Source organism: Acidithiobacillus sp. TH-A117 (genome assembly GCF_057473465.1).
Map to the genome: position 1 here is coordinate 82,270 of NZ_JBYCKQ010000003.1, position 24,610 is coordinate 106,879.

At 57.5% G+C, this 24,610-nt stretch carries 28 protein-coding genes and 1 tRNA gene; 16 read left to right on the plus strand and 13 right to left on the minus strand.

What is annotated here, in order from left to right:
- The first annotated feature begins 21 nt into the window (after positions 1–21).
- Positions 22–387 (plus strand): helix-turn-helix domain-containing protein, encoded by a 366-nt coding sequence (locus AC2VLR_RS00910; RefSeq protein ID WP_486880471.1) that lies wholly within the window; start codon positions 22–24, stop codon positions 385–387.
- Complete coding sequence (locus tag AC2VLR_RS00915) at positions 297–1,292, plus strand: tyrosine-type recombinase/integrase (protein ID WP_486880472.1); 996 nt, start codon at positions 297–299, stop codon at positions 1,290–1,292. Before AC2VLR_RS00910 ends, AC2VLR_RS00915 begins: the two co-directional genes overlap by 91 nt.
- Positions 1,293–1,298: 6 nt before the next feature.
- On the opposite strand, the gene AC2VLR_RS00920 is transcribed toward AC2VLR_RS00915, so the two are convergent.
- A tRNA-Phe gene (locus AC2VLR_RS00920) sits at positions 1,299–1,374 on the minus strand.
- Between the two features lie 13 nt (positions 1,375–1,387).
- Positions 1,388–2,263, minus strand: a complete 876-nt coding sequence (rsmI, locus tag AC2VLR_RS00925) for a 16S rRNA (cytidine(1402)-2'-O)-methyltransferase (protein ID WP_486880448.1) — start codon at positions 2,261–2,263, stop codon at positions 1,388–1,390.
- A 34-nt stretch (positions 2,264–2,297) separates the two neighbouring features.
- Between rsmI and AC2VLR_RS00930 the strand changes: the two genes are divergently transcribed.
- From AC2VLR_RS00930 to waaF, 6 genes are read left to right on the plus strand one after another with little or no spacing between them, the layout of a single operon-like run.
- A complete protein-coding gene (locus tag AC2VLR_RS00930; RefSeq protein ID WP_486880449.1) occupies positions 2,298–4,139 on the plus strand; it encodes a penicillin-binding protein activator in 1,842 nt (613 codons plus the stop codon).
- A 4-nt stretch (positions 4,140–4,143) separates the two neighbouring features.
- Positions 4,144–4,509, plus strand: coding sequence for a YraN family protein (locus AC2VLR_RS00935; RefSeq protein WP_215844407.1), 366 nt, complete (start codon positions 4,144–4,146; stop codon positions 4,507–4,509).
- Complete coding sequence (rfaE2, locus tag AC2VLR_RS00940) at positions 4,506–5,597, plus strand: D-glycero-beta-D-manno-heptose 1-phosphate adenylyltransferase (RefSeq protein ID WP_486880450.1); 1,092 nt, start codon at positions 4,506–4,508, stop codon at positions 5,595–5,597. Before AC2VLR_RS00935 ends, rfaE2 begins: the two co-directional genes overlap by 4 nt.
- Positions 5,594–6,979, plus strand: a complete 1,386-nt coding sequence (locus tag AC2VLR_RS00945; RefSeq protein ID WP_486880451.1) for an FAD-binding oxidoreductase — start codon at positions 5,594–5,596, stop codon at positions 6,977–6,979. Before rfaE2 ends, AC2VLR_RS00945 begins: the two co-directional genes overlap by 4 nt.
- A gap of 5 nt (positions 6,980–6,984) precedes the next feature.
- On the plus strand, positions 6,985–7,749 hold the full coding sequence (locus AC2VLR_RS00950) for an RMD1 family protein (protein ID WP_215844410.1): 765 nt from the start codon (positions 6,985–6,987) through the stop codon (positions 7,747–7,749).
- A 2-nt stretch (positions 7,750–7,751) separates the two neighbouring features.
- The gene (gene waaF / locus AC2VLR_RS00955) at positions 7,752–8,855 is read left to right on the plus strand and encodes a lipopolysaccharide heptosyltransferase II (RefSeq protein WP_486880452.1); all 1,104 of its coding nucleotides are present in this window, start codon (positions 7,752–7,754) and stop codon (positions 8,853–8,855) included.
- 113 nt (positions 8,856–8,968) lie between these two features.
- Here waaF and AC2VLR_RS00960 read toward each other — a convergent pair whose 3' ends face one another.
- The 5 genes from AC2VLR_RS00960 to AC2VLR_RS00980 all read right to left on the minus strand — a co-directional run bounded on the left by AC2VLR_RS00960 (position 8,969) and on the right by AC2VLR_RS00980 (position 13,608).
- Entirely contained in the window at positions 8,969–9,517 is a 549-nt protein-coding gene (locus tag AC2VLR_RS00960) for an OmpA family protein (protein ID WP_215844412.1), read from the minus strand.
- Positions 9,518–9,552: 35 nt separating this feature from the next.
- Positions 9,553–10,905, minus strand: coding sequence for a hypothetical protein (locus tag AC2VLR_RS00965; RefSeq protein WP_486880453.1), 1,353 nt, complete (start codon positions 10,903–10,905; stop codon positions 9,553–9,555).
- 200 nt (positions 10,906–11,105) lie between these two features.
- Positions 11,106–12,407 carry an esterase-like activity of phytase family protein gene (locus AC2VLR_RS00970; protein ID WP_486880454.1) on the minus strand — a complete coding sequence of 434 codons (1,302 nt, stop codon included), beginning with the start codon at positions 12,405–12,407 and terminating at the stop codon, positions 11,106–11,108.
- 50 nt (positions 12,408–12,457) lie between these two features.
- Positions 12,458–13,408: an OprO/OprP family phosphate-selective porin gene (locus tag AC2VLR_RS00975; RefSeq protein ID WP_486880455.1), complete on the minus strand. Its 951-nt coding sequence runs from the start codon at positions 13,406–13,408 to the stop codon at positions 12,458–12,460.
- Between the two features lie 14 nt (positions 13,409–13,422).
- The gene (locus tag AC2VLR_RS00980) at positions 13,423–13,608 is read right to left on the minus strand and encodes a hypothetical protein (protein ID WP_486880456.1); all 186 of its coding nucleotides are present in this window, start codon (positions 13,606–13,608) and stop codon (positions 13,423–13,425) included.
- Positions 13,609–13,891: 283 nt separating this feature from the next.
- Here AC2VLR_RS00980 and AC2VLR_RS00985 point away from each other — a divergent pair, with 283 nt between their 5' ends.
- From AC2VLR_RS00985 to AC2VLR_RS00995, 3 genes are read left to right on the plus strand one after another with little or no spacing between them, the layout of a single operon-like run.
- Positions 13,892–14,824 (plus strand): LysR family transcriptional regulator, encoded by a 933-nt coding sequence (locus AC2VLR_RS00985; protein WP_486880457.1) that lies wholly within the window; start codon positions 13,892–13,894, stop codon positions 14,822–14,824.
- 36 nt (positions 14,825–14,860) lie between these two features.
- Positions 14,861–16,015: an oxygen-independent coproporphyrinogen III oxidase gene (gene hemN, locus AC2VLR_RS00990; RefSeq protein WP_486880458.1), complete on the plus strand. Its 1,155-nt coding sequence runs from the start codon at positions 14,861–14,863 to the stop codon at positions 16,013–16,015.
- A gap of 47 nt (positions 16,016–16,062) precedes the next feature.
- Positions 16,063–16,251, plus strand: coding sequence for a hypothetical protein (locus AC2VLR_RS00995; RefSeq protein WP_486880459.1), 189 nt, complete (start codon positions 16,063–16,065; stop codon positions 16,249–16,251).
- A 79-nt stretch (positions 16,252–16,330) separates the two neighbouring features.
- Here the strand turns inward: AC2VLR_RS00995 and AC2VLR_RS01000 are convergent, their stop codons facing one another.
- Together AC2VLR_RS01000 and AC2VLR_RS01005 are read right to left on the minus strand one after the other, a co-directional pair.
- On the minus strand, positions 16,331–16,687 hold the full coding sequence (locus tag AC2VLR_RS01000; RefSeq protein ID WP_486880460.1) for an ArsC family reductase: 357 nt from the start codon (positions 16,685–16,687) through the stop codon (positions 16,331–16,333).
- The gene (locus AC2VLR_RS01005; protein ID WP_486880461.1) at positions 16,684–17,817 is read right to left on the minus strand and encodes a class I SAM-dependent methyltransferase; all 1,134 of its coding nucleotides are present in this window, start codon (positions 17,815–17,817) and stop codon (positions 16,684–16,686) included. The genes AC2VLR_RS01000 and AC2VLR_RS01005 overlap by 4 nt, the downstream gene beginning before the upstream one ends.
- A 9-nt stretch (positions 17,818–17,826) precedes the next feature.
- On the opposite strand from AC2VLR_RS01005, the gene AC2VLR_RS01010 reads away from it, so the two are divergent.
- From AC2VLR_RS01010 to rimO, 3 genes are read left to right on the plus strand one after another with little or no spacing between them, the layout of a single operon-like run.
- Positions 17,827–18,567: a pteridine reductase gene (locus tag AC2VLR_RS01010; protein WP_486880462.1), complete on the plus strand. Its 741-nt coding sequence runs from the start codon at positions 17,827–17,829 to the stop codon at positions 18,565–18,567.
- Positions 18,568–18,572: 5 nt separating this feature from the next.
- Complete coding sequence (locus AC2VLR_RS01015) at positions 18,573–18,950, plus strand: NifU family protein (RefSeq protein WP_486880473.1); 378 nt, start codon at positions 18,573–18,575, stop codon at positions 18,948–18,950.
- A complete protein-coding gene (rimO, locus tag AC2VLR_RS01020; protein WP_486880463.1) occupies positions 18,947–20,281 on the plus strand; it encodes a 30S ribosomal protein S12 methylthiotransferase RimO in 1,335 nt (444 codons plus the stop codon). The genes AC2VLR_RS01015 and rimO overlap by 4 nt, the downstream gene beginning before the upstream one ends.
- A gap of 8 nt (positions 20,282–20,289) precedes the next feature.
- Here the strand turns inward: rimO and folB are convergent, their stop codons facing one another.
- Positions 20,290–20,646: a dihydroneopterin aldolase gene (gene folB / locus AC2VLR_RS01025; protein ID WP_486880464.1), complete on the minus strand. Its 357-nt coding sequence runs from the start codon at positions 20,644–20,646 to the stop codon at positions 20,290–20,292.
- 75 nt (positions 20,647–20,721) lie between these two features.
- Here folB and plsY point away from each other — a divergent pair, with 75 nt between their 5' ends.
- Positions 20,722–21,318: a glycerol-3-phosphate 1-O-acyltransferase PlsY gene (gene plsY, locus AC2VLR_RS01030; RefSeq protein WP_486880465.1), complete on the plus strand. Its 597-nt coding sequence runs from the start codon at positions 20,722–20,724 to the stop codon at positions 21,316–21,318.
- A gap of 19 nt (positions 21,319–21,337) precedes the next feature.
- Here plsY and AC2VLR_RS01035 read toward each other — a convergent pair whose 3' ends face one another.
- Genes AC2VLR_RS01035 through AC2VLR_RS01045 form a run of 3 tightly spaced genes read right to left on the minus strand, consistent with a single transcriptional unit; the run spans position 21,338 to position 23,740 of the window.
- Positions 21,338–21,868: a tetratricopeptide repeat protein gene (locus AC2VLR_RS01035; RefSeq protein ID WP_486880466.1), complete on the minus strand. Its 531-nt coding sequence runs from the start codon at positions 21,866–21,868 to the stop codon at positions 21,338–21,340.
- Positions 21,865–22,884 (minus strand): tRNA (adenosine(37)-N6)-threonylcarbamoyltransferase complex transferase subunit TsaD, encoded by a 1,020-nt coding sequence (tsaD, locus tag AC2VLR_RS01040; protein ID WP_486880467.1) that lies wholly within the window; start codon positions 22,882–22,884, stop codon positions 21,865–21,867. The genes AC2VLR_RS01035 and tsaD overlap by 4 nt, the downstream gene beginning before the upstream one ends.
- Positions 22,877–23,740: a ferritin-like domain-containing protein gene (locus AC2VLR_RS01045; RefSeq protein WP_486880468.1), complete on the minus strand. Its 864-nt coding sequence runs from the start codon at positions 23,738–23,740 to the stop codon at positions 22,877–22,879. The genes tsaD and AC2VLR_RS01045 overlap by 8 nt, the downstream gene beginning before the upstream one ends.
- A gap of 422 nt (positions 23,741–24,162) precedes the next feature.
- Here AC2VLR_RS01045 and AC2VLR_RS01050 point away from each other — a divergent pair.
- Positions 24,163–24,610, plus strand: a 448-nt coding sequence (locus AC2VLR_RS01050; RefSeq protein WP_486880469.1) for a cytochrome ubiquinol oxidase subunit I, incomplete at its 3' end; no start/stop codon positions are given.

The window sequence follows — 24,610 nt, forward strand, 5'->3', positions numbered from 1 at the left end:
GAACAGAAAAGAGTCATCAGCATGCAAACCCTAGATCTTCAAGAGGCAGCCGACTTTTTGCACCTCAGCAAAGAGGAACTGCGACGGCGGGCCAAAGCGGGACAAGTTCCTGCCGCCAAGCCCGGAAAACGCTGGGTTTTTCTGGAAGACGCCCTTGCGGACTATCTCCGCAAACACTATCCTGAATCCTGGCAAGTGGCGCCTTCTCTTTCTTCTTTGAATATGGAGGTACCGCAATGCTTTACAAACGTGGCAATACCTATTGGATCGACTTCACGGCGCCGGACGGCCAGCGGATTAGACGTTCTGCTGGAACAACGGAAAAAAGCCAAGCCCAAGAGCTGCACGACCGGCTCAAGGGCGAGGCCTGGCGGCAAATCGAGCTAGGCGCGCTCCCACGGATGACCTGGGACGATGCCGGGCTGCGTTGGTTGGATGAACGACAGGACAAGGCGAGTCTGAACAAGGATATAACGGAATTGGCGTGGTTACAGCCTTACTTTCGGAGCTGTTTTCTGGATGAATTGACCCGCCCCCGGATACAGGAGGTATTGGAAATCAAGCGTAAGGAAACCAGTCCCTCTACGGCCAATCGCCATTTGGCGCTAATCCGTGCCATTCTGAACCGCTGTGTGGAATGGGGATGGCTCTATCATGCACCCAAACTGCGCCAGTATCCCGAACCCAAACGGCGCATTCGCTGGCTGCGCCCGGAAGAGGCGGCGCGGCTATTGCCCTTTTTGCCCGCCCATTTGCGGGATATGGCTGAGTTCTCCCTGGCAACGGGTCTGCGTGAGGCCAATGTCACGGGCCTGTGCTGGGAGCAGTTAGACCTGGCCCGGCACGTCGCCTGGGTTCATCCGGATCAGGCCAAATGCCGCAAAGCTATCGGTATCAACCTGAATGCTACGGCCATGGCCATCGTGCTGCGACAAACTGGTAAACATCCCGAGCGGGTATTTACTTATCGGGGAAAGCCCGTACAGCGAGCCAACACCCATGCCTGGACCAAGGCTCTGGAGAAGGCGAATATTCGGAATTTTCGCTGGCATGACCTTCGGCATACCTGGGCTTCCTGGCATGTGCAGGCGGGCACATCGCTGGAAAGGCTTCAGGAAATGGGTGGATGGGAGTCGGTAGAAATGGTCCGGCGCTATGCGCATCTGGCGCCCGAACACCTGGCGGTAGACTCGATGCGCATTGACCGAGTGCTCAGCGAGTTACACCTTCATGGTACAAACACGACACAAGCGGCAAAAACCATTGTTCCGGAAGTACTGGTAACATCATGATTTATATGGTGCCCAGAGACGGAATCGAACCGCCGACACGAGGATTTTCAGTCCTCTGCTCTACCGACTGAGCTATCTGGGCCAAGAGCGCGTATTTAAGCGGGGTCGCGTCCGGAAGTCAAGGCCAGAGCACGACGATATACAATGCGATGGGCCAAGCCGCTCTGCGCTTCGGCAATACGCACCGCCTGGGTCAGGGGTAATTCTTCCAGGAGCGGGATCAACCAGCGATCGGCTTCCATCTCTCCAGGGTTCCGTTCCGGCGCTCCGCCCAGCACCAGGGTCATTTCACCGCGTATCTTATCGGGATGCCGGGACAAATGCTCCACAATCCCGCCCAGGGTATCCCGCAGACATTCCTCATAGATTTTGGTCAACTCCCGGCAAAGTGCTGCGGGCCGCTCAGCACCGCACAGCGCTGCCATGTCCGTGAGAGTCGCGACAATGCGATGGGGGGCTTCGTAAAAAATCAGGGTGCGGGATTCATGGGTCAGCGCGCTCAGACGCGCTCGCCGCGCACCTCCCTTGGCCGGTAGAAATCCTTCAAAAGCGAAGCGGTCACTGGGCAACCCGGACAAGGACAAGGCCGCCACAGCCGCATTCGGACCGGGAATGACGGTGACCGGCAACTGCTGTTCGCGCAGCAGGGCCAGCAAGGGAAAACCCGGATCGGAAATCAGCGGCATTCCGGCATCCGAGAGCAAGGCCAGGCACTCACCTCCGGCAATACGCTGGGCGATTTGCGGCGCCAAAGCCCGCTCGTTGTGCTCGTGCAAGGCCAGGGTTTTGGGCTGCACGCCGAGATGCTGGAACAAACGCTGGGCGTGGCGGCGGTCTTCCACCAGAATCAGACTGGCCTCGGCAATCGCCTGCCCGGCCCGGGGCGAAAGATCTTCCAGATTGCCGATGGGCGTTGCGATAATCGTCAACCGCCCCGAACGTATTTCAGTCCCCGAACGTATTTCAGTCATTGAACCACCGCCCTATTCTCCATACACTCTGCACATGAAACTGCCTGACCGCCTGTTCCGTTTATCGCGCCTGACTGCGACCCTCGGCCTCGCTGCTGCATTGAGTGCCTGCGCGAGTATGCCACACAAGACAGCGCCCGTGATCAGCACTGCCCCGAACCCGGCAGTCACGACAGCCAATCCTCCGGAAACCCCTAGCGCTCATCAGGCAGACACGCTGCTCGCAGAGGGGCACGACCTGGAAGCCGCCAAAGACTATATCCAGGCGGCAGCGGCCGTTCAGGGTCAAGCCCAGTTGCACTACCTTCTCAAGGCCGCACAAGCTTCCCTGCAGGGAAACAAGCCCCAGGTTGCGGTACTCCTGGCCGATGAAGTCCTGCGCCTGCAGCAGGGGGATAATACCTTGCGCGGTGAAGCTCTGTGGGTGCGTGCCCAGGGATTGATGGACCAGGGACAAACACCCCGGGCCAAAGGTAACCTGGAAGAACTCCTGACCATTGCCAGCACGCCCCAGAATGTTCGGGCAAAGGCCATGGGGACTCTGGCCACCCTCTACACCCAGGAAGGTCATGAACTGACTGCCCTGAACTTTTTAATCGAACGGGACAGCCTGCTCAGTGGCCCTGCCATTTCCAAAAACCACCAGCGCATTCACGCCCTGCTCGACTCCGTATCTTCGGCACGCATTCAAAACTGGCAGGGTCGCAGTGGCAATCCGCTGGTCCAGGAGTGGCTGGCCATTGCCCTGATCAGCCGCCACAACCCGGATCCAGAGCAACGCAAAGCCGCCATCAATGCCTGGATGGCAGCCCATCCCGGGCACCCGCCCATCAACTTCTCCAGCCATGACGAACTGAACGTGGCAGATACCAGCCAGCAACCCGGTGGAGAAATCTGTGCGCTTCTGCCCTCTACCGGACCCTATGCGGAATTGTCCCAGGCCATCAGTGCCGGTATGGAAACAGCCGCACAACTCCAGGCCGGTCCCGCCGTCAAGCTTCTGCAAAGCACCGGCAACCCCAGTTTTACGGCCGTACTCTTTGAGCGCGGGGTGAAAGAAGGCTGCAAGATATTTGTAGGCCCCTGGTTGCCGCAAGACATCAATGCGGTGGCGGGGGTCCGCAAACCTTCAGAACCTCCGGTGATTGCTCTGGGTACGGATGCCGGGGTACAACAGCCGGGACTGTATGTTTTCAGTTTAAGTCGGGATGTGGCCGCCCGGCAGATTGCCGATCAGGGTTACGGGGCAGGGTACCGGCAGGTTTACGTGCTTTACCCCCAGGATTCCAGTGGCGCAGCCATCCAGGCGGATTTCATTCAGACCTGGAAAAAACTGGGAGGGAACGTGGCCGGTGTCGCGACCTATTTACCGGGTCATTCTCTCAACGGACAGGCCCAGCAACTGTTGAGCGGTACCAGCGCCTCCCACGCCTTTGTTTTTCTGGTGGCCAATGCGGACAATGCCGAAGCGGCAGTCACCGCCATCCGTGCCATCAACAGTAGTATCCCGATCTTCAGTCCCGCACTGTTACATGGCGCAGCGCTCCCTGCCGACGCCACCGACCTCTCCGGCATTGCTTCGGTAGACATGCCCTGGATTGTCCAGCCCGCCACTACCCGGCCCCGGGCTGCCGCACTGCTCCACAGCACCCTGCCCAATGCCAGCGCCACGCAGTGGCGGATGGCGGCTTTTGGACTGGATGCCTATGCGCTTGCCGAAAGCATTCTTGCCAAAAAACTCCGCCAGCCTATTGAAGGAGCCACCGGCACCCTGCATTTTGGCAAAGCGGGACGCATCGTTCGGGATATGGATTGGATGAAAATAGAAAATGGTGCCATAGTTCCCTTATCGGGGATTCCTAAAACAGGGTCCTGAGCTTATGCCTTCGCCGCGCCAGCAATTCGGTCAGCAAGGTGAAGATCGCGCCTTGAACCTGTTACTGCATGCTGGATTGAAACTGTTGGGGCGCAATTTTCGTTGTCGCTCCGGAGAAATCGACCTGATCGTCCTGGATCAAGAGGCACTGGTGTTTGTGGAAGTCCGCCAGCGCACTCACAACCGGCAAGGCGGCGCGGCTGACAGCGTCAATCACCGCAAGCAGAAACGTTTGATTCGTGCAGCCGAAGTTTTTTTACTGCGTAATCCCCGGCATGGTCTGCGTCCTTGCCGCTTTGATGTCATTGCCATTGACGGCGACGCAGCGCCAGAATGGATTCGTGATGCTTTCAGAGTACCCAGCCCATGATCAGGAATAACGCCCTGGATGCCGCCTTGCGCGCCAGCATCCACAGCAAGGAACGCTCGGCAGAGATGCTCGCTGCCCCCTTCGCCTCGGCCAGCACCCGTCTGGTGGCGACCCTACGGGCTGGCGGCCAGGTGTTGAGCTGCGGGAACGGAGGTTCCTCGGGGGACGCCCAGCATCTCGCCTCGGAACTGGTCAACCGCTTTGAAAGCAACCGGATGGCACTGCCTGCCATTGCTTTGAGCACCGACAGCAGTGTCCTGACCGCCATTGCCAATGACGCCTCCTATGCCCGGGTATTCGCCCGTCAGGTGGAAGCCTTGGGCAAACCCGGCGACTGTCTGGTAGCCTTCAGCACTTCCGGCAACTCTGAAAATGTCGTGGAGGCCATCCGTTCCGCTCAGGCCCGGGGCATGTGGATTCTGGCCATGACCGGCAGGGATGGCGGGCAGATTTCCGGGCTTCTGGGTTCTGCAGACATTGAACTGCGGGTTCCCGACAACAGTACCGCCCGCATCCAGGAAGTCCATCTGGTGCTCATCCACGCCCTTTGTGCGGAGGTCGATGCAGCCTTTACCGAGACCGACTTTCCGGCGACCGATCAGACCACGCCCTCTTTTTCCAGCAAGATCCTGCGCGATTGGGATACCCTCCAGCAGGCCTGCGGCTATCGTCGCCCTCTGGTTTTCACCAACGGGGTTTTCGATGTTCTGCATCGTGGTCACGTCCAGTATCTCGCCGAAGCCCGCGCCGAGGGAGCCTGCCTGGTGCTTGCGGTCAACAGTGACGCCTCCGTGCGGCGGCTGGGTAAGGGAGCAGACCGCCCCATCAACCCGGAAGATGACCGCATGGCCGTGCTTGCCGCCCTGCAATCCGTCGATTTCGTGACTGTGTTTGACGAAGACACGCCCCTGCCGCTCATTCAAAAACTGCAACCCGATGTACTGATCAAAGGCGGTGACTGGCCGGTAGAACGCATTGTCGGCGCCAGCGCCGTGCAGGCCCGGGGTGGACGGGTGCTCAGCATTCCTTTTCGCCACCAGCGCAGCACCAGCGCTCTTCTCGAAAAAATCCGGGGTTCGCGGCCATGAGCATCGCCGTCATTCTTCCCGCGCTACGAGCCGCCCTCGACAGTGAGCGCGTCCGGGATGACCCGGATACCCTGGCCATTTACAGTCGCGACGACACGCCGGGAAGCTGTATGCCGGCGCTGGTCCTCTTTCCCCGCAGTCATGAGGAAGTACAGGCCATCGTCAACATCGCCCGCCGCCATCATCTCCCCCTGGTTCCCCGGGGTGCAGGATCGGGCAATGTCGGGGGCGCCCAACCCGTACCCGGCAGCGCGGTCATCAGCTTTGAATGCATGCAGAAAATCTGCGACTACAGTCCCGTGGACCGGACCATCACCATAGAAGCAGGCTTCATCACCGCAGAAATCAATGCCTATGTTGCGCAGGACGGGCTTTTTTATCCGCCCGATCCCGGCAGCAGCCCCTACTGCCGGATTGGCGGCAATCTCGCCATGAACGCCGGGGGGCCCCATGCAGTCAAATATGGCGTTACCCGGGATTATGTCCTGGGGCTGCGCGCCGTCACCGGCTGCGGCGCAACCCTCTGTTGCGGCGTCCGCACCAGCAAAGGCGTGGTTGGCTATGACCTGACCCGCTTGCTGGTAGGAAGCGAAGGCACCCTGGCACTGATTACCGAAGTAACCCTGCGCCTGCTGCCCCTACCCAGCGCCAAAGCCACCCTGCGCGCCGCTTATGGGAGCACTGCCAGTGCCTGCGCGGCTGTCCAGCGGATCATGGCCCAGCGCCACACTCCCAGTGCCCTGGAATTGATGGATCCCCACGCCCTGGCAGCCGTCCGCAGCATGGGCGCAGCAACCGACCTGCCAGCGGACAGCCAGGCGCTGTTGATGGTCGAAGTGGATGGCGAAAGCGAAACCATTCCCACCCAACTGCAAGCCATGCAGCAAGCCCTGGCCGGTGATGGCCATCTGGAAACCCGGGAAGCAACGGACCCAGCAGCGACAGCGGCACTCTGGGCCGCCCGCAAATCCCTGTCTCCGGCCACCAAGGCCATGGCCCCCCTGAAAATCAATGAAGACGTGGTGGTTCCCGTCAGTCGCCTGCGCGAACTGCTGGAAGCCATCGAAAACATCGCCGGGGAGCACTCCCTGCACATTGTCAGTTTTGGACATGCGGGCAATGGCAACCTGCATGTCAATTTCCTTGTGCATCCCGACCAGCGTGAAGAAATGCGCCATGCTCAACAGGGGTTGCAAAAACTGTTTCAGACCGTACTCCGGCTGGGAGGTACGCTCTCTGGTGAACACGGCATTGGCACCAGCAAACGGGACTTTCTGCCCCTGGAGCTCAGCCCGGAAAATCTCGCCATACAGCGCGCCATCAAAAAACTCTTCGACCCGGAGAACATCCTCAATCCGGGCAAACTGCTCCCGGAAGGATAAATGGCATGAGTAGCATTCTTCACGCGATTCAACCCGTGCGGCATATTGCCCTGAAAAACTGGTCTGAAACCTTTGATATGGACCTTGTGGATGACAATCCGGCCCATCGTCTGCTCCGCGATGGTGATGCCTGGGTCGCCATATTCCGCTCCGGGGTACTGTGTTTTTTCGGGGCGGGACCCGCATTGCAAGCCCGAATCATCGCCAGCGTGCAAGCCGAATTTACCGCCATCAGCAATCCCAAAGTCGAAGAATTAAATATCAAGACCGGTGACCGGGATGCGGTCGGACGCGACGGAGTAACTCTCAAATATCTGGATGAAGAGCGCATCCTCCTGGTGGCCCTGCGCCTGGCCCAGAGTCTGGCCCTGGAACTTCACGAAGAAGCCGTCGAAACCCTGCTGGAAACCACCCTGAATCTGCTCTCGGAAGTCACCCGTACGGGTCGCCTCCCCGGGCGGCGCGGCGGCCATTTGCGCTTTCTCGCCTCCACTTCGGCCACCCGCACGGAAATCCTGTCGCGCCTTGCGGTGCTGGATAATCCCGATATTGTCTGGGAGACACCAGGGCTGGAAATATTGTCCAAGGAGCTTTCCGCCGATCTGGAACTCACCAGTCGCTTTCGGGCATTGGATGAAAAACTCGATGCCATTCATGAAGGTCTGGAGATCATGATTGTGGCCAGCCGCCATCATCGGGAAACCATTCTCGAATGGATCATCATTATTCTGATTACGGTGGAAGCTCTGATCATGTTGCTGGGCAAATAAGCATGAGCGAGGAGCTGGCCCTGGCCGCCGAGAGCGAGCCGCCTTTTGCCGAAGAGGATGCTTTTGCCGCGCACAACACCCGTCTGGCCCGGACTTATGATCCCGCCCGCCTGCTGCTCATCGCCCCTGCCTGGGTGGGGGATATGGTCATGGCCCAGGTGTTATTGCAGGTCATGCGCCGCCGCTGGCCCAAATTGCAGATTGATGTCCTCGCCCCGCCGGCCAGCCTGCCGGTGGCTTCGCGCATGGCCGAAGTACGGCGTTGCATTCCCCTGGAGGTTCCTCACGGCAAACTAGGCTGGAAAGCCCGTCGTAATATCGCCGAAACACTCCAGAAAGAAGAATACGACTGGTCCATCTGTTTACCCAACAGCCTGAAATCGGCACTGGTGCCCTATTGGGCGCAGATTCCGGTACGCACCGGCTTTGGCGGCCAGGCCCGGAAAATTCTTCTCAATGATCGTCGCCAACTGCATAAAAAACAACTGCCACGGACCGTCGATCGTTTTGTGGCCCTGGGTCTGCCTCGGCGCTTGCCCCAACCCACCCGCTTACCCGCACCACGGCTGCTGGTGGATCAACACGCGCTAGCCGCAACGCTGCAGCGTCTGGGCATGCTCCGCCCCGGTCCCAATCTGGTGGCCCTGGCGCCCGGCGCCGAATATGGCTCGGCCAAACGCTGGCCGGTCCGGCACTGGATTCGTTTGGCACAACAATTGATCCGCGCAGGATGGTCAGTCTGGCTTTTTGGTAGCCCCAAGGATACCGAAATCACCCAGACCATCGCTTCCGCCGTACCTGAAGCGCGCGATCTGGGCGGCAAAACCTCGCTGGTGGAAGCCATCGACTTGCTGTCTCTGGCCAGATTCACCGTGAGTAACGATTCGGGATTGATGCATATTGCCGGTGCCGTCGGCAGCCAGGTCATTGCTCTCTATGGATCAACCCCCCTGGACATGACCCCGCCATTATCCAGCGGAGCTGTGGCCTTGCGCCTCGGGCTGTCCTGCAGCCCCTGCGGCAAAAGAGAATGCCCTCTCAAACATCATCGCTGTATGGAAGATCTTTTGCCAGAACAGGTACTCCAGCAACTCTCTCCTCCATAGCTTGGCCAGAGAATCCGGCAAAAAAAGCCCCGCAGAGCGGGGCGAGGAGAGGAGGAGCAATGCCATGAAGCATTGCAGAGGTAAGTCTTTACATTGCAGATGGTCTTTGACTTTTAGTTGACAGTTTTTTCCACCTGAATGGTCGAATTGATTTCCACCCGCTGGTTGGCAAAACGGCCCTGGGGGGTCGCGTTGCTGGCCACTGGATCATTATAGGAGTGCCCCTTCAGGACCATCCGCGAACGGGACACGCCATGGGCTTCCAGATAACGGGCCACGCTTTCGGCTCGCTGTTCGGACAGGCGCTGGTTATAGGCATAACTGCCCACCTTACTGCAGTAACCATTCACGTCCAGTACGGCACTGTCATGCTTCTGGGCGAAATCCGCCACTTCATCCAGCACCTTGATGTCATGGCTCATCAACTTGGAGGAGTTGAGCTTGAAGTTGATACCGGTGATGGTAATGGGCTTGCTCTGCAGGACGGTCTGCTGTACCGGCGCAATGGGGGCTGGAGTTACAGGCGCGGGTGCAGGAGCTGGCGCGGGCACAGGTGCCGCTACCGGCGCTTTGTGCGCCGGGCAACCCTGAAAGGGGGCCTCGGCACAACCGGCCGCCGCCATCAGCATTACTGCGAGCAATACATGTTTCTTGGCAATCATCGTTGTTCTCCCTAGATTTGGTAGCATGCGCCTGCTTAGAATGCGTAGGTCAACATCACGCGGTTATAGATGAAGTAGCCGGTATTATTTGGTAACCCGCCACCATGCGCCACTTCCACCCGGTCACGAATGGACAGACCCTTGAGGAAGCCCTTGGGGAAGTAAGTCAGGTCGCCATAAATATCATTGGCATAACCCGCTGCCTGCAATTGGTATTGGGCGTAGGCCGTCTGGAACAAGAAGCTGTTATCCAGAAAATGCTGGCTCAGACCGATTTTCCAGCCATGGCCGGGGCCCATTTCCACCAGACCACGAATCATGGACGTGGTGTAGAGGGGATCCGTGGCATAACCGACGGTATAGGGCGAAACAATAGCACCGCCACCGATGGCACCCGGATGATATTGGATTTCGTTATATGCAACGGTCAGAGCGCCCTTGCCCAAAATGGCATTATCCAGATTGTATTCGACACCGCCCTTCACACCCCAGGCTGTACTATTGACGCCATCACCCTTGAAGTGGTCAATCTCACCAACGCCAGGATTACTGCCGTTCAGACGACTATTGGCATCCCACTCACGAACCACCTGTCCACCGAGGAAAGGATTCAGTCCCATACCTGTTTTCAGGGTATAGCTGGCATCACCGTAGAACATATTGGTAAAATTATAGAAATTGTAGTACCAGGCCTGGGCATCAATACCATATCGCTTGTAGCTCGTACCGAATGCCAGAATCCCATTAGAGGCTGGTTCATTAGCTGGCAAATCAGCAGCGCCACCATAAATGGGATCACCGTCAAAACTGGTTGGATAGTACAAGTTGTCACGGTAATAATCCCCGGAGGTACGACTTTTCCAGCGGAACATACGCATACCATAGATATTCCAGCCACAGTAAGGCGTCACTTGCGCAAAAATCCCCTGGTAAGTGGCCGGGATCATGCGGGAGTCAGAACCGTTGACGAAAGGCGTGTTGATCTCCTGATTACCGGCGCGAATCATCACGACATCAGGGATGGCATATTGCAGATAGGCTTGGCCCAGGGCATTGATGGAGTTGGCGGTGCCCATCAGTGTCACATCAGGGTTGGTCCGGTTGGCTCCGAGACTATTGGCCGTGTAAAAACCCACGTCAGCACTGAAACCGGCTGCGGAAGGGGTGTGGACGTTAATGTAGCCACCCAGAGAAAATGCGCTGAGATTGGTGGCATTCTTCCCGAAAAACCGATCAAAATAATAAGAGCGAATCTGTCCATCCACCTTGCTGTGCATGAAAAAATCAGCCAGGGTATTTCCGGTAGAGCTGGTGTCGGCATGAGCGACCGCAGCAAAGCTACTCAGGGCGGCAAACAGTGCAACGGCAACGCGGGTTTTCTTCAACATGTGACCTCCTCGATTTAGGGTTCTTTGCAACACTGTGGGCATGTTAATGAAGCAATATGACAACATGATGACAGTTTTATGAACCTTTTATGACGTCATATCCATTAAAATATATCGAGTGATGCATAAAGAATCCCGCTGAGAAGGTCTATGGAAAGTTTTTGCGCTCTTCCCGAACCGGCGAAGAGCGCAATATTTCTTCAAGCCTGGTTGGCGGACTGCCGCAGCCGCGCCACAGCCTCAGCATCCAGTGGAACACGGACCATCTCGGTCTGTTCACCACGAATCCCGAAATCATTATCGGTAATAAACACCAATGTCCGACCCTCGACTAAAGACATACCTTCGACTTTTTCCGGAAGCTTGGCTTTTCCCACGGCAGCATCGTAAATCAGTGTCGTCCTGGCCGGTCTAATCCCCACCTGCTCGAGATTATTCCGGGCCTCCAGACTGGGGACGGTTTCCGCCTTGGCCCATGCCGTCCCCAACAGGCTGCTGGCATGGGCAAAGTTCAGCAAATACACCTGAAGCCCTTTACCGGCGCGCACCATGGCCAGTACAGCATGATCATTGACTGCGCTGAGGGCAGAAACCTTGACATCTTTCTGTTTGGCACCGGGAGCCAGCTGCTCTGCCCGGGGCACCTGAAATACATAAGCAGCCGCCATTTTTTCAAAGTCCCCCTGGGCATTCAGGGCGATTTTCAGAATACGTACATTGCGGGAATGTTTGAAAGTTTCTGCATCCGGGTTGGAAAATGGACTTTGCAAAGTCACAAACAGCGTGCGTTGATCCGGAGCCAGGGCAATGCCCTCAAAGCCCCGATTCACCGTGCGCTTCACCAACAACGGGGGAAGTACTGCGCGAATGGGTACGGCACTTCCTGCGTAAGCCTGCTCCGAGCCCTTGGGAACCAGACGTTCCAATACCGCCCCTTCGGCATTCACCCGCAACAGACTGGGACCATATTCTTCGCCAATCCAGAATCCGCCTTTGTCCAATGCGGCAATACATTCACTGTCCACGCCGTCCGGGCTGCTTGCCAGTGGCTGCAGATCGGCATTCAGCGCTTTTTCGGCGTTGGTCAAGGCTGGCGGAAGTCCCGTCAGGGCCGTTTGATTGACGGCATGTAAAGGCCAGGACTGGAGCACCTTGACCTGCTCTCCTGCAATCTCCAATTTGTAAATCCTCGGCGTATAGGTCGGCACCGGGAATATGACCGACTTCCCCTGACAAAGCTGCGATCCAAATATTTTCGCTGACTTGTCACAGGCTATATTCGGCCCCCGGTCGGTCACACTATAAAAAACCGGTGCAGGCATTCCCCGGTCTTGAGCCAGCCCGCTACCCATCCCAACGCTCAAATGCAGGGGATGTCCTGCCACCGACACATCGCCGAGGGGAATCTGCAAGGCAGTCACATTCAACGCTGCAGCGCTAGCTGGTAGCCCCGCCATCAGCGCCCATATACTCAACGCGTGAAAAATCCATGTTTTTTTCATGAAATCCTCCCGGGACCGGGCACTCATTCGCCCGGTCCGTATCCATCAGATCAGAACAAAAACTGCCCACGGAACTGGAGAATATTCAAATCCGTGTTGTAGATGGCGTTGTTCACATAGCTCGCGCCCACCGGGGTCGTGGTCGGGATATCGCCAATGTGGGCATGAGAATAATCAAGCATCAGCCGGACATGCTCATTGGCATACCAGTTGATACCGGCGGTGATGTTATCGCCGCGCCCGCCATAAATTCCGGCCTTGGCATCATTCATGTTCAGGCGATCATAACGCAGGGCCAGTTCCCAGGCACCACCGGGGCCGATGTCCTTGAGATAATGAAATTCACCAATCTTGGGTTTGAAGTTACGGGATTGTCCCGTGAGAATATAACTGGCCTGCACGTAATAGCCATTGAAACTTGCCGTGGGTAACCCATTGCGTCGGGAAATATTGGCCCCGACATAGGCACCTTCAATGGAGAAAGGTCCTGCCACCGCCGCCGTTTCCAGCGTATATTGAAACTGGGAACTGGGATTGCTGACGTAGGTTTCCAACAGTTTGGTGCCCGCTACACTGGTTTCCGGACGGGTAGAATACAAGGCCGCCTTATTCTGTTCGCCAAAGCCTGTGTAATTCAGGTTGGCACCAAAATACAGATCACTGCCCTCACTATGCACCGGAACATAGGTGGCGCGACCACTGATAGTATAAATGCCGCTCTGATTGGTATTGTTGGTTTTGGTAGCCAGAGCCGTCGTTTTATTGGTTCCACTGCGGACGATGCCACTGTAGCTGGTCACCTGCTTTTCATCCAGGGCATTCATGAATCCGCCCAGACCAAGCATCCAGTTATCTCCATGAGTGGTGAACTTCAGACCCATACGCCGATCGCCATAAGCATCCAGGGCTTCCAGCAAAGGACGCTCCATCATGACGTTATCATTGGAACTGTTGAGCTGATCCATACTGAAAAAGGTTTTGGATTGACCCAGGGTAATCACCGAATTGGGGAGCCCTAAATAGGTAAAGTAGCCATCCTTGAAACCGGCTGCGCCTGAATGCGCCCGCCCAGACTCAGGTTGAAATCATCACTTTTTTCCTTGGCCAGACTGGAACTCAACAGCGACTTATCATCAGCATGCGCCAATGGACTTAGGGCCAAAGCTGCCAACATAGATAAAAACCACACTTTTTTCTTCATTTCTACACTCCCTCTCAGTTGAACACTGACAAGAGCGCAAAACAAAGATATATACTCCTGAAAACTCAGGGGGATAGGGGGGTTGCCACGCTCTTGGCACTGTCTTTTATTAAATTATGCTCAAGAGCATACGCGCGTTATATGACACTATGATGACACTAAAATGAACCTTTTGTGACAATCTCTAAAAATATATACAAGATTGAGTCGTGGATTATCTTGCAGAAAGCAGGGATCGTGGGACAATGAAGACTGCCAAATTTTTTTCGGATCGAACATCGTCATGCCCATTGAAATCCGCCATATGCGCACCATCGAAGCGGTCGCCCAGTTCGGGAGCCTGGCCGCTGCCGCACAGCGTCTGCACCTGACCCAGTCCGCCTTGTCTCACCAACTGCGCGGTCTGGAGGCAGAATTTGGTGTGCATCTGCTGAATCGCGAAAGGGGCAGTCAGTTACGACTGAGTCCGGCGGGTGAAGAATTGCTGGCGGCCGCGCGGGAAGTGCTGCCCCGGGTGCGCCAACTCCAGGAAGAACTTCAGCGCCGGGCCCTGGGCAACAGTGGCCGCCTGCGCATTGCGGTAGAATGCCACACCTGTTTTGACTGGCTGACCCCGGCCATGGATCGCTTTCGGGAAAACTGGGCGGACGTGGAGATGGATCTGGTGTCGGGATTCCAGCAGGACCCCCTCCCTCTGCTGCAAAGCCATCAGGCGGATCTGACCGTGCTCAGCACGCCTGACGCCATGGCGGCGGATATCATTCTCCATCCCCTCTTCGCCTATGAGGTGCTGGCACTGGTCAATCCTCGTCACCCCCTGGCCGGTCGGGCTTTTCTGGAACCTGAGGACTTCCTCGAAGAAACCCTGATCACCTATCCCGTGGAGGATCGCCGTCTGGACCTGTTCCGGGAGTTTCTGCAACCTGCCGGAATTCAGCCCTGGCGACGGCGCCATGCCGAACTGACCGTCATCATTTTGCAACTGGTGGCCTCGGGACAAGGGATTGCCGCCCTGCCCGCCTGGGCAGTAGGTAATTATGAAGACAAGGGCTATGTCTGTGCCCTGCCCCTCGGCCCGCAGGGACTTTGGCAGACCCTGCAGGCCGCGACCACGGCCGAACAGGCCGAACAGCCACACATGCAGGCCTTTCTGGCCGAAGTGCGGGCCAGCGTGGCGGCCAATCTCCCTGGAGTAAAAGATATTCAGGGAGTATGATCTGCAGATGCTGTTTGCCAGATAGGGGCTTTCGCCATGTCATCTGCTCTTGAACAAAAAATCATTTTCGATGCCGATCTTATCCGCCGCTACGACCAGGCAGGGCCGCGTTACACTTCCTATCCTACGGCACCGCATTTTCACAGCGACTTTGGCGAAAAGCAGCTTATTCAGGCATTGCAGGGCTCCAACGCGCAGGCCCGCCCTCTGTCTCTGTATTTCCATATTCCCTTTTGCGAAAACCTCTGTTTTTATTGCGCCTGCACCAAGATCGTCACCCGCCATCACGAATGGGGTAGCCCCTATGTGGCGCGCCTCGACCAAGAAATGGCCTTGTATTTGAGCCATCTGGATGCCAGCAGACCCGTTGAACAACTGCATTTTGGCGGGGGCACCCCGACTTTTTTGCGCCAGCCGGACTTGCATACCTTGCTGGAAAATATCCACGGTCATTTTCAGCTCCTACCCGATGATCAGGGCGAATATGGCATCGAAATCGACCCTCGTGCCCTGGAACCCGGCACGCTTTCCTTATTGAGAGCTTTTGGATTCAACCGGATCAGTATCGGGGTGCAGGATCTGGATACGGCCGTGCAAAAAGCCGTGCATCGCGAGCAAAGTCTGGAGCTGACCACCACCGTCATTGCCGAAGCCCGTTCCCTGGGTTTTCGTTCGGTGAGTCTGGATCTGATTTATGGCTTGCCCCTGCAAACACCAGAACGTTTTGCCGCCACCCTGGACGCGGTCATCGCCCTGCGCCCCGATCGTCTGTCGGTGTTCAATTACGCCCATCTCCCCGAGCGTTTTCCCGCGCAAAAACGGATTCTCGATGGGGATGTTCCTGCTCCCGAAAACAAGCTGCGCATTCTGGCGGAAAGCATTGCCACACTGCAGGAGGCGGGGTACGTGTACATCGGCATGGATCATTTCGCCCTGCCCGAGGACGAACTGACCCTGGCGCAACGGAGGGGTAGTCTGTATCGCAATTTTCAGGGCTATTCCACCCATGCGGGGAGTGACCTGCTGGCCTTCGGCATGAGCGCCATCGCCATGATCGGCTCGACTTACAGTCAGAATATCAAGGAGCTGGATGCCTGGGGAGCGCGTCTGGACCAGGGGCACTTGCCGGTAGAAAGAGGCGTTCAACTCAGCACTGAAGACCTTTTGCGGCGCCATGTCATCAACGCCTGACCTGCGATTTTCGCCTGGATTTTACCCGCTTACAGCAGCAGTATGGTATGGATTTCCACACCCATTTCCGCGACTGCCTGCCCGCACTGGAAAGGCTGAAAAAAGACGGGCTGATTCAGATGGATTCGGATAATCTGCAGGTAACACCCCGGGGTCGCCTGCTGATTCGTCACGTCTGCATGGTTTTTGATGCCTACCTCCCGCACAAGGCGGTTCGCTACTCCCGCGTTATATAACCGCTCGCAAATAGCGCATCATTCGCAAATTAGTATGATCTCATGGCTACAGGGATGCGTTGGCGCCTGTATCAAAAGATCAGGAGCGGTCCTGAAAAAACGCCTGCCAGCGCTCGGCGTCAAAGCCCAGCAGACCCTGCTCCGCGCGGATGAGAATGGGGCGGCGAATCATGCTGGGGTAAGCCATCATCAAGGCAAAAGCACTTTCCGCGTCCGGGCAGTCCCGGTCAGTCTCCGGCAAGCGTCGCCAGGTCGTCCCCTTGCGGTTGATCAGCGCCTCCCAGCCCCACAAAGTCGCCCAGCGCTGCAAATCGGCCAAGTCCACGCCGGCTTTTTTGTAATCATGAAATTCGTAAGGCAAACCCTGAGCATCCAGCCAGGCAAAAGCCTTTTTCATGGTGTCACAGTTGCGAATGCCGTAAATGTGTATGGTCATGCAGTTTCTCCCTTGCGCAGAATGAGTACCTTGAAGCTTTCCCCCATCTCCTGGGGCAGAGTCAGGCGCTTGATTTCGTTATTGAGGGCCAAAAGGCCCTGGGCATCCAGCCCGGCGGCCAGCCCGGCATATGCTTCAGCAAGGCCGTGCTCCACCAGAAAGCGCGCCAGATTGCCGTAAAATTGCACTTCCAGCCCCAGGTCTGGCGCAGCTTCCAGCAAGGCACTGAAATTGACATGGGCGGTCAGATCACAGAGGCCGGGCCAATAAAATGGATCCTCCAGCCAGTGCTGTCGATAGTAGGCTCGCAAACTGCCCGATTGGCGTTGGGGATGATAATACTCTCCCGCTTCCTGACCATAATCAATCAAGATCAACGCGCCCGCCCGCAGACTGGTGGCTACTTCCCGCAGCCAGGCGCTGGCCAGGGGATGCAGTTCGGTCCGGTAGTTTGCGGGGCATTGTTCCAGCAGCGGCTTGAGGCGATCATCCAGCGCATAGGTACCCGGCATCCAGTCCCAGTCCAGTTTTTCTCCGTTCCAGCATACGCCGCGCTCGCGCCACAGCCCCCCGGCATCGCGTTCCACGACCTGCACGGGCATGGCGTCCAGCACTTCATTGGCCAGCATCACCCCGCGCCACTGTTCGGGAAGCTGCTGCAGATGGCGCAGTCCGGGCAGGGCTGTCCGTTGCTGTTCCTGCAGATCCGGACTCAGCTCCAGAATCGTATAGGGCTGTTCCGGCAGACATTGATGGATCTGCTGCGCCAAAGCGCCCCGACCTGCGCCGAATTCGAGAATCCCATCACTGTTGGTCACAGTCGGCCGGACTTGGGCCAGGACACGCGCCAACACTCTGGCCAACACAGCACCCATCTCCGGAGCAGTGATAAAATCCCCGTCCGCGCCCAGACGATTTTGTCCCGCCATGTAATAGCCCAGGCCGGGGGTATACAAAGCCATGTCCATGTAGTGGCGGAAAGAAATGACCCCACCAGCCTCCGCAATGGCCGCACGCATCCGTTCCAGCAATATGGCAGAATGGGCTTGGGCTGCAGCGTCCGGAAGCGGCAGTTCGACCTTGCGCCCCCCTCGGGAATAGGTTAAAAAATCGGGACGCTCTGTGCGCATGGAACCCTCTTGAAAGCATCTGAAAAAGTGGTTTTGATCACTGGCGCCGCCCGGAGGGTTGGTGCCGCTATTGCCCGACATCTGGCGGCCAGGGGCTGCCATCTGATCCTGCATTATAGGCGATCCCGGACGGAGGCCGAAGCCCTGGCCGCCGCACTCAGGGAGCAATATGGCCGTGAATGTCTGCTGGTTGAGGGCGATCTGACCGATGCCAGCTTCCCCGCCGAACTGATTGCCGCAGGTCTTGCCCATTTCGGACGGCTGGATGGCCTGGTCAACAATGCTTCGATTTATCAGGCGGCGCCCTTTGCGCAAATCACCCTGGAAGACTGGCAGCGCATGGAAGCCATTCACCTGCGTGCCCCCCTGTTCCTGACCCAGGCAGCAGCCCCCCACTTACGCCAGAGTCAGGGTGCGGTGGTCAACATTGGTGACATTCATGGAGAGATTCCCCTGCGCTCCTATCTGCCTTACAGCGTCAGCAAGGCGGGATTGCTGGCCCTGACCCGCTCTCTGGCCAAAGAACTGGGTCCGGAGATTCGCGTCAACAGCGTTTCTCCGGGCGTGGTGCTCTGGGCAGAAAACCAGGATCCTCCCGATGGCGACAAGCAGGCCCTGCTGGAGCGCAATGCCCTCAAACGGGTGGGCGATCCACAGGACATTGCCGCAGCCGTCGCCTACCTGCTCTTTGACGCGCACTACACCACCGGCCACAACCTCGTCGTCGATGGCGGGCGCATGTTATATTAATGTCCATGAGCACGAAAACCCCTATCCGCTTTTACAGCGAAGAAGAACTGGATGCCCTGGAAGAGCAGGATCCGCTGGCGGCGGCCAAAATTGCCCATGCCCAGGCCATGGCCGCTCGGGGACTGGACCGCCAGAAACGCTATGGACCGGACGACCCACTGCCCGATCCCGAAGCCGTCAGCGAAGCCGTGCAAACCGTGCGCCGCATTCTCATGCGCGACGGTGGAGACATTGAACTGGTGGAAATCATTGAACGAGATGTCCGGGTGCGCATGAAGGGCGCCTGCGCAGGCTGCCCCAATGCGGTCATTGACCTCAAACAGGTGGTGGAGCGCATAGTCGGTGCGGTCCCCGGGGTAGTCAGCGTGAGTAATACCTTTTGAATAGCCGTCCTCCCAAAGTCGGCTTTGTCAGCCTCGGCTGCCCTAAGGCCACCGTCGATAGTGAACTTATTCTCACCCAGCTCCGGGCCGAGGGCTATGTGCTGGTGGGGGATTACGCCGGGGCCGATGTAGTCGTGGTCAACACCTGTGGCTTTATCGACGCGGCCGTCACCGAATCCCTGGAAGCCATTGGTGAGGCCCTGAATGAAAACGGCCAGGTGGTAGTTACCGGCTGCCTGGGCGCCAAGGATCATGGGGATTTCATCCGCCAGGCCCATCCCAAGGTGCTGGCCGTCACCGGTCCTCAGCAGTCCGGGGCGGTCATGGCGGCAATTCACGAAGCATTACCCCCCCTCCATGATCCCTACACCGATCTGGTACCGGCGCAAGGCTTGCGCCTGACCCCTGCCCATTACGCCTACCTGAAAATCTCCGAAGGCTGCAATCAGTCCTGCAGTTTCTGCATCATTCCCAGTATGCGTGGCAAACTGGTCAGCCGCGAACCCGGTGATATTTTGCGGGAGGCGGAAGCGCTGGTGGCCAGCGGAGTGCAGGAGCTGTTGGTGATTTCCCAGGATACCGGGGCCTACGGCGTGGACCGTCAATATCGGACAGCCTTTCACGGTGGCCGCCCCCTCAAGACCCGAATCACCGAACTTTGCGCAGCGCTGGGGGAACTGGGCGTCTGGGTACGCTTACATTATGTTTATCCCTATCCGCACATTGACGCCCTCTTGCCCCTCATGGCGGAAGGAAAAATCCTACCTTATCTGGATGTGCCCCTGCAGCATGGCAGTCCCCGAATTCTCAAGGCCATGCGCCGCCCGGCTGCCGCCGAAAAAACTCTGGAGCGGATTTTGCGCTGGCGGCAGGAAGTGCCAGACCTCACCATTCGCAGCACGTTCATTGTCGGGTTTCCGGGAGAAAGTGAAGCGGAATTTGCCGAGCTGCTGGATTTTTTGCGCGCCGCCGAGCTGGACCGGGTCGGCTGTTTTGCCTACTCGCCGGTGGAGGGGGCACCCGCCAACTCCCTGCCGGGAGCAATACCCGAAGCGGTCCGGGAAGAACGTCGCGCCGAATTCATGCGGGTCCAGGAGAGTATCAGCCTTGCCCGCCTGCAGCGCCATGTGGGACAACGCCGCGAGGTGCTCATTGACGCCCTGGAACCCGGTGGCCGGGCTCTGGCCCGCTCCTACAGCGATGCGCCGGAAATAGACGGCGTGGTGCATCTGAAAAATGCCAGCGGCCTCAAGGTGGGTGACCGCCTGGTAGTACCCATCACCCGGGCCGATGATCATGACTTGTACGGAGACTGCTTCGGCCTGAATTAATGCCAGGTTTAGCTGGCCGAACCTCTTTCAATGCGCACACCCACGTCCCGGGTTCCTCTTACTGCTGCGGGTTTGTGGACCGTCACCTGTACCCAGCGGGCAGCAAATTCACTGCGAATAATGTCGGCAATCTGCTCAGCGAGGGTTTCCACCAGCTCCACCTCGGAGGCACTGATGTGACTGACCAGGCGCTGGCAAACGGTCTGGTAATTGATGGTGTGTTCCACCTTGTCACTTTGCGCAGCGCTCTGAGCATCGGCCGCAATGTCCAGGTCAATCAACACGGTTTGCTTGACCTGCCTTTCCCAGTCATAAATCCCGATGCGGGTATCGACTTTCAGTTCCCGCACAAAAAGAATATCCATAATTATCCCGAAAAGTGCGACAAGGCGTCGCGTCTCGGCCTATAATAACGCTTTTCACGGCCAACGCACTGCTGCATGTCTGTCATTCTCGATATTGTTTGCATACTGGGTGCCTACCTGATCGGCTCCATAGCCACCGCCATCCTGGTGGGGCGGGCCATGGGTCTGGGCGACCCGCGCCAATCCGGTTCAGGAAATCCGGGCGCCACCAACATTTTGCGAATGGGCGGGAAAAAGGCCGCAGCCTTGACGCTTTTTGGTGATCTGATCAAGGGCGTCATCCCCATAGTCATCGCCCGCAGCCTCGGAGTAGATGGCTGGATGCTCGCCGCTGTCGCCCTGGCCACTTTTCTGGGCCATCTCTACCCCGTTTATTTTGGCTTTCGCGGCGGCAAGGGGGTGGCTACCGCACTGGGAATCCTGTTGGCGCTATTGCCACTTATGGGGCTCGCGGTGCTGGGCGTGTGGATCCTGATTTTTGCCGTGACCCGGGTATCCTCTCTGGCCGCACTCCTCGCCGCCAGCAGCGCCGTACCCATAGTCTTTGCCCTGTCGGACCAGAGCAGCTTGCGCACCCTCGTGGTCTTGCTGGTACTGCTGATTCTCTGGCGCCATCGCAGTAATATCCAGCGCCTGCTGGATGGTCGCGAAACCCCCTTCAAAAAACACTGAGCCACTGATCACTGCAACCTCAATCGCGGATATTCCACTCGCGCATGCGTTCGTCTATCCAGCGGGCCAGCTTTTCGGCAGGGCGAAAACCGGGGGCGAGCTGCTCGGCCTGCCGGGCAGCGGCCAAAGCCCGGCGCATGCTGCCCTGATGCAGGTAATAGCGAGCCAGGTTCATCTGCGCCAGATGCGGGGCATCAAAATGTCGGGATTTGAGTGCCCGGCGAATCACAAACAGGGCTTCATTCTCGCGCCCGGTATCCATGAGATATTCACCGAGGTCATTCCAGGCCTGCCCCCATTCGGCATCACAGGCGATGGCACGGCGACAGGCGGCAATAGCGCCGTGACTATCTCCCGAGGCAGCCAGCGCCCAGGCGTAAAAGGTCCAGATCAGTGCAGAGTCAGGGTCGGCATCCAGAGCGCGCTTGAAGGCCTCGGCCGCTTCTTCGGGATGGCCGGTCTGCTGCCAATCCAGACCCGTCTGGAAATCCGCATCCACTACCGCCCGCTCTTCGATGGCGGTGTCCAAAGAGAAAGGTTCGTTGTTCACGTTTCCTCCTTTACCAGAGACCAACGCGCCCGCACCGGAAATTCGGCACTGGCCGGCTGGGCCATTTCCGGATGCAGGGCTCCGGCCAGGGCAATCATGGCCGCATTATCCGTACAGTGGGCCAGGTCCGCGATACATAACTCGACACCATCGGCGGCCAGGCTTTGCAAGGCATTGCGCAAAGCCCGGTTAGCGCCCACCCCACCGGCTACAATCAAGCGCTTGAGACCGGTTGCCTGCAAGGCACGCTGGCATTTCCGGAACAGGGTATCGACCACCGCCTGCTGAAAACTGGCGGCCAGATGGCTTCTCTGCACTGAATCCTCTTCCGGCACTTTCAGGGAGGCCAGGCGAAAAGCAGTTTTCAGGCCGCTGAAACTGAAGTCCATGCCGGGTCGGTCCAGGAGGGGGCGAGGCAGGCGAAACGCTTCGGGATCGCCGCCTTCGGCCAAAGCTGCCAGGGCTGGTCCGCCGGGATAACCGAGCCCCAGCATTTTTGCGGCCTTGTCGAAGGCTTCTCCGGCCGCATCATCCAGGGTTTCCCCCAGCAATACATAATCCCCCAGACCCCGCACTTCAATGAGCATGGTGTGTCCGCCGGAGACCAGTAAAGCCACGGCCGGGAAGGGTGCCACGCCATTGAGCAGCGGCGCCAGCAGATGCCCCTCCAGATGATGCACGGGAATCACCGGTATGTCCCAGGCATAAGCCAGCGCCCGGGCAAAATTAACGCCCACCAGCAAAGCGCCGATCAAACCGGGTCCGGCGGTGACCGCCACGGCATCGGGACGCTGCCCGCCGCTTTGTGCCATCAGCTCTTCGAGCAGCAGGGGCAAGCGCCGCACATGATCCCGGGAAGCCAGTTCGGGTACCACTCCACCGTAGGGGGTGTGCAGGGCAATCTGACTGAACAGCACTTCACCCAGCAGGCCTTTTTGGGTGTCATAGAGCGCCAGTCCGGTTTCATCACAGGAACTTTCAATGCCGAGTACGCGCGTGATTTGTGCTTCAGGCATGCCGGGCTTTCTCCACCATTTCATGATTTCCCGGCGCTGCTGGATTTTGGTCAATACATGCCTGTAACCATCGCAACTCCGCCTCGGAAAAGCCTCCGGCACGGCGGGCATCCAGAGCCAAGGGTCCCTGAATACGACCGCGATAGCGCCGCTCAAGCAGTTGCCGGAAGGTGTGATCAGGATCCAGCCCGCGCTGGGCGCACAAATAGTGAAACCAGCGCGTACCGATGGCCACATGCCCACGTTCATCCTTTTCTATACGCTCCAGCACCGCTGCTGCGGCTAGATCTCCAGCCTCCCTGAGCCGTTCGCGGATCGCGGGGGTCACATCCAGACCCCGCGCTTCGAGCACACGCGGGACCAGGGCCATGCGCTCCAATGGATCCATCGCTGTCTCCATGGCCATTTCCCAAAGCCCGTCATGGGCGGGCAGATCGCCATAATCACCGCCCAGAGCCTGGAGCAACTCGCGCAACAGGACAAAATGTTCGGCCTCTTCCTGGGCCACCTGCAACCAGTCGCGGTAATAATCCACGGGTAAATCGACAAAACGACAAATGGCGTCCAGCGCCAGATTGATGGCATTGAATTCAATATGCGCCAGAGCATGGAGCAGAGCGAATCGCCCCGCAGGGGTACTCAAGGCCCGGCGTCGGGGTAACTTTTTGGGGGGCACCAGCTCGGGACGGTCCGGACGCCCGGGGATTCCGGGATAGGGTAGGAGCGCCATCCTGACAGCATCAGTACAGCTTAACATCCGCACCTGCATCACTTTTTCTGTGGGCTGCCGGGTCAACAGGGCATTCAGCACTGCTGCCGCAAAATCCGCATGCTGCGTTTCTTCACCGATATTCATCTGGCCCATACACCCGCTTTCCGGATCATTCAAAAGTCAGAATATAGCACATGCACTACGCTGATCATCGCCAACGCAGCATATCTGGCAATTGCGGCAGAAGATGGGTGCCGGCTTTTCCAGAGTTGTCCCCATGAATAGCGAAAAAATGGAATGACACGGCGTTTTATCAGCACATCATGATAGACTGAATATATTGCATAAAAAAATAACAACACCATTTTGTACTATTTTATTTTTGGCTACCGGTTTATTTGAACCACTTTCAAATGGGGCATATCCACCAAATGCCATGCCTATGCCGCAGACCAGCCACTCTGAATCATATAGTTACATAATATTGTAATGTTGGCACATACCTTGCAGGTTCATAGTGCAGCAAAACTTATCTCATTCACAAAATTTATAGAGGGGTGGAAGTTATGGTTATTGAAAACTCTCTGCCGATTCTCTTGAGCCGACTGGATTTTGCCTGGATTACTTCCATGCATATTCTCTGGACGCCTATGACGATCGGCATGTCCTGGTTACTGTTCATCATGGAGGTGGCGTGGTTACGCACCGGTGATGAACGCTGGTACAAAATCAATCGCTTCGTTGAAAAAATCTTTATCATCAATTTCGGGGCAGGTGTGGCTACCGGCGTCACCATGGAAATGGCCTTCGGTATACTTTATGGCCCTTTCTCCCAGGCCGTCGGTCCCTTCTTCGGCAACATCCTCGGCTTTGAAACCATTACCGCCTTCATGTATGAAGCAGGCTTCATCGGCTTGATGGTCTTCGGCTGGGGCAAAATCAGTAAAGGCATGCATCTGTTTGCCACCTTCAACGTCGGCCTGTCTTCCAGTCTTTCGGCCATGTGGATTCTGG

Excerpts from the sequence above, each read along its gene's own strand:
- AC2VLR_RS00910 (WP_486880471.1), top strand. The coding sequence starts at position 22 with ATGCAAACCCTAGATCTTCAAGAGGCAGCCGACTTTTTGCACCTCAGC.
- AC2VLR_RS01005 (WP_486880461.1), bottom strand. The coding sequence starts at position 17,817 with ATGCGCACAGAGCGTCCCGATTTTTTAACCTATTCCCGAGGGGGGCGC.
- hemN (WP_486880458.1), top strand. The coding sequence starts at position 14,861 with ATGTCATCTGCTCTTGAACAAAAAATCATTTTCGATGCCGATCTTATC.
- AC2VLR_RS00960 (WP_215844412.1), bottom strand. The coding sequence starts at position 9,517 with ATGATTGCCAAGAAACATGTATTGCTCGCAGTAATGCTGATGGCGGCG.
- AC2VLR_RS00935 (WP_215844407.1), top strand. The coding sequence starts at position 4,144 with ATGCCTTCGCCGCGCCAGCAATTCGGTCAGCAAGGTGAAGATCGCGCC.
- AC2VLR_RS00995 (WP_486880459.1), top strand. The coding sequence starts at position 16,063 with ATGGATTTCCACACCCATTTCCGCGACTGCCTGCCCGCACTGGAAAGG.
- AC2VLR_RS00930 (WP_486880449.1), top strand. The coding sequence starts at position 2,298 with ATGAAACTGCCTGACCGCCTGTTCCGTTTATCGCGCCTGACTGCGACC.
- plsY (WP_486880465.1), top strand. The coding sequence starts at position 20,722 with ATGTCTGTCATTCTCGATATTGTTTGCATACTGGGTGCCTACCTGATC.
- AC2VLR_RS00965 (WP_486880453.1), bottom strand. The coding sequence starts at position 10,905 with ATGTTGAAGAAAACCCGCGTTGCCGTTGCACTGTTTGCCGCCCTGAGT.
- AC2VLR_RS00980 (WP_486880456.1), bottom strand. The coding sequence starts at position 13,608 with ATGAAGAAAAAAGTGTGGTTTTTATCTATGTTGGCAGCTTTGGCCCTA.
- AC2VLR_RS01015 (WP_486880473.1), top strand. The coding sequence starts at position 18,573 with ATGAGCACGAAAACCCCTATCCGCTTTTACAGCGAAGAAGAACTGGAT.
- AC2VLR_RS00950 (WP_215844410.1), top strand. The coding sequence starts at position 6,985 with ATGAGTAGCATTCTTCACGCGATTCAACCCGTGCGGCATATTGCCCTG.
- rsmI (WP_486880448.1), bottom strand. The coding sequence starts at position 2,263 with ATGACTGAAATACGTTCGGGGACTGAAATACGTTCGGGGCGGTTGACG.
- AC2VLR_RS00970 (WP_486880454.1), bottom strand. The coding sequence starts at position 12,407 with ATGAAAAAAACATGGATTTTTCACGCGTTGAGTATATGGGCGCTGATG.
- AC2VLR_RS01045 (WP_486880468.1), bottom strand. The coding sequence starts at position 23,740 with ATGAATATCGGTGAAGAAACGCAGCATGCGGATTTTGCGGCAGCAGTG.
- folB (WP_486880464.1), bottom strand. The coding sequence starts at position 20,646 with ATGGATATTCTTTTTGTGCGGGAACTGAAAGTCGATACCCGCATCGGG.
- rfaE2 (WP_486880450.1), top strand. The coding sequence starts at position 4,506 with ATGATCAGGAATAACGCCCTGGATGCCGCCTTGCGCGCCAGCATCCAC.
- AC2VLR_RS00985 (WP_486880457.1), top strand. The coding sequence starts at position 13,892 with ATGCCCATTGAAATCCGCCATATGCGCACCATCGAAGCGGTCGCCCAG.
- AC2VLR_RS00945 (WP_486880451.1), top strand. The coding sequence starts at position 5,594 with ATGAGCATCGCCGTCATTCTTCCCGCGCTACGAGCCGCCCTCGACAGT.
- waaF (WP_486880452.1), top strand. The coding sequence starts at position 7,752 with ATGAGCGAGGAGCTGGCCCTGGCCGCCGAGAGCGAGCCGCCTTTTGCC.
- tsaD (WP_486880467.1), bottom strand. The coding sequence starts at position 22,884 with ATGCCTGAAGCACAAATCACGCGCGTACTCGGCATTGAAAGTTCCTGT.
- AC2VLR_RS01000 (WP_486880460.1), bottom strand. The coding sequence starts at position 16,687 with ATGACCATACACATTTACGGCATTCGCAACTGTGACACCATGAAAAAG.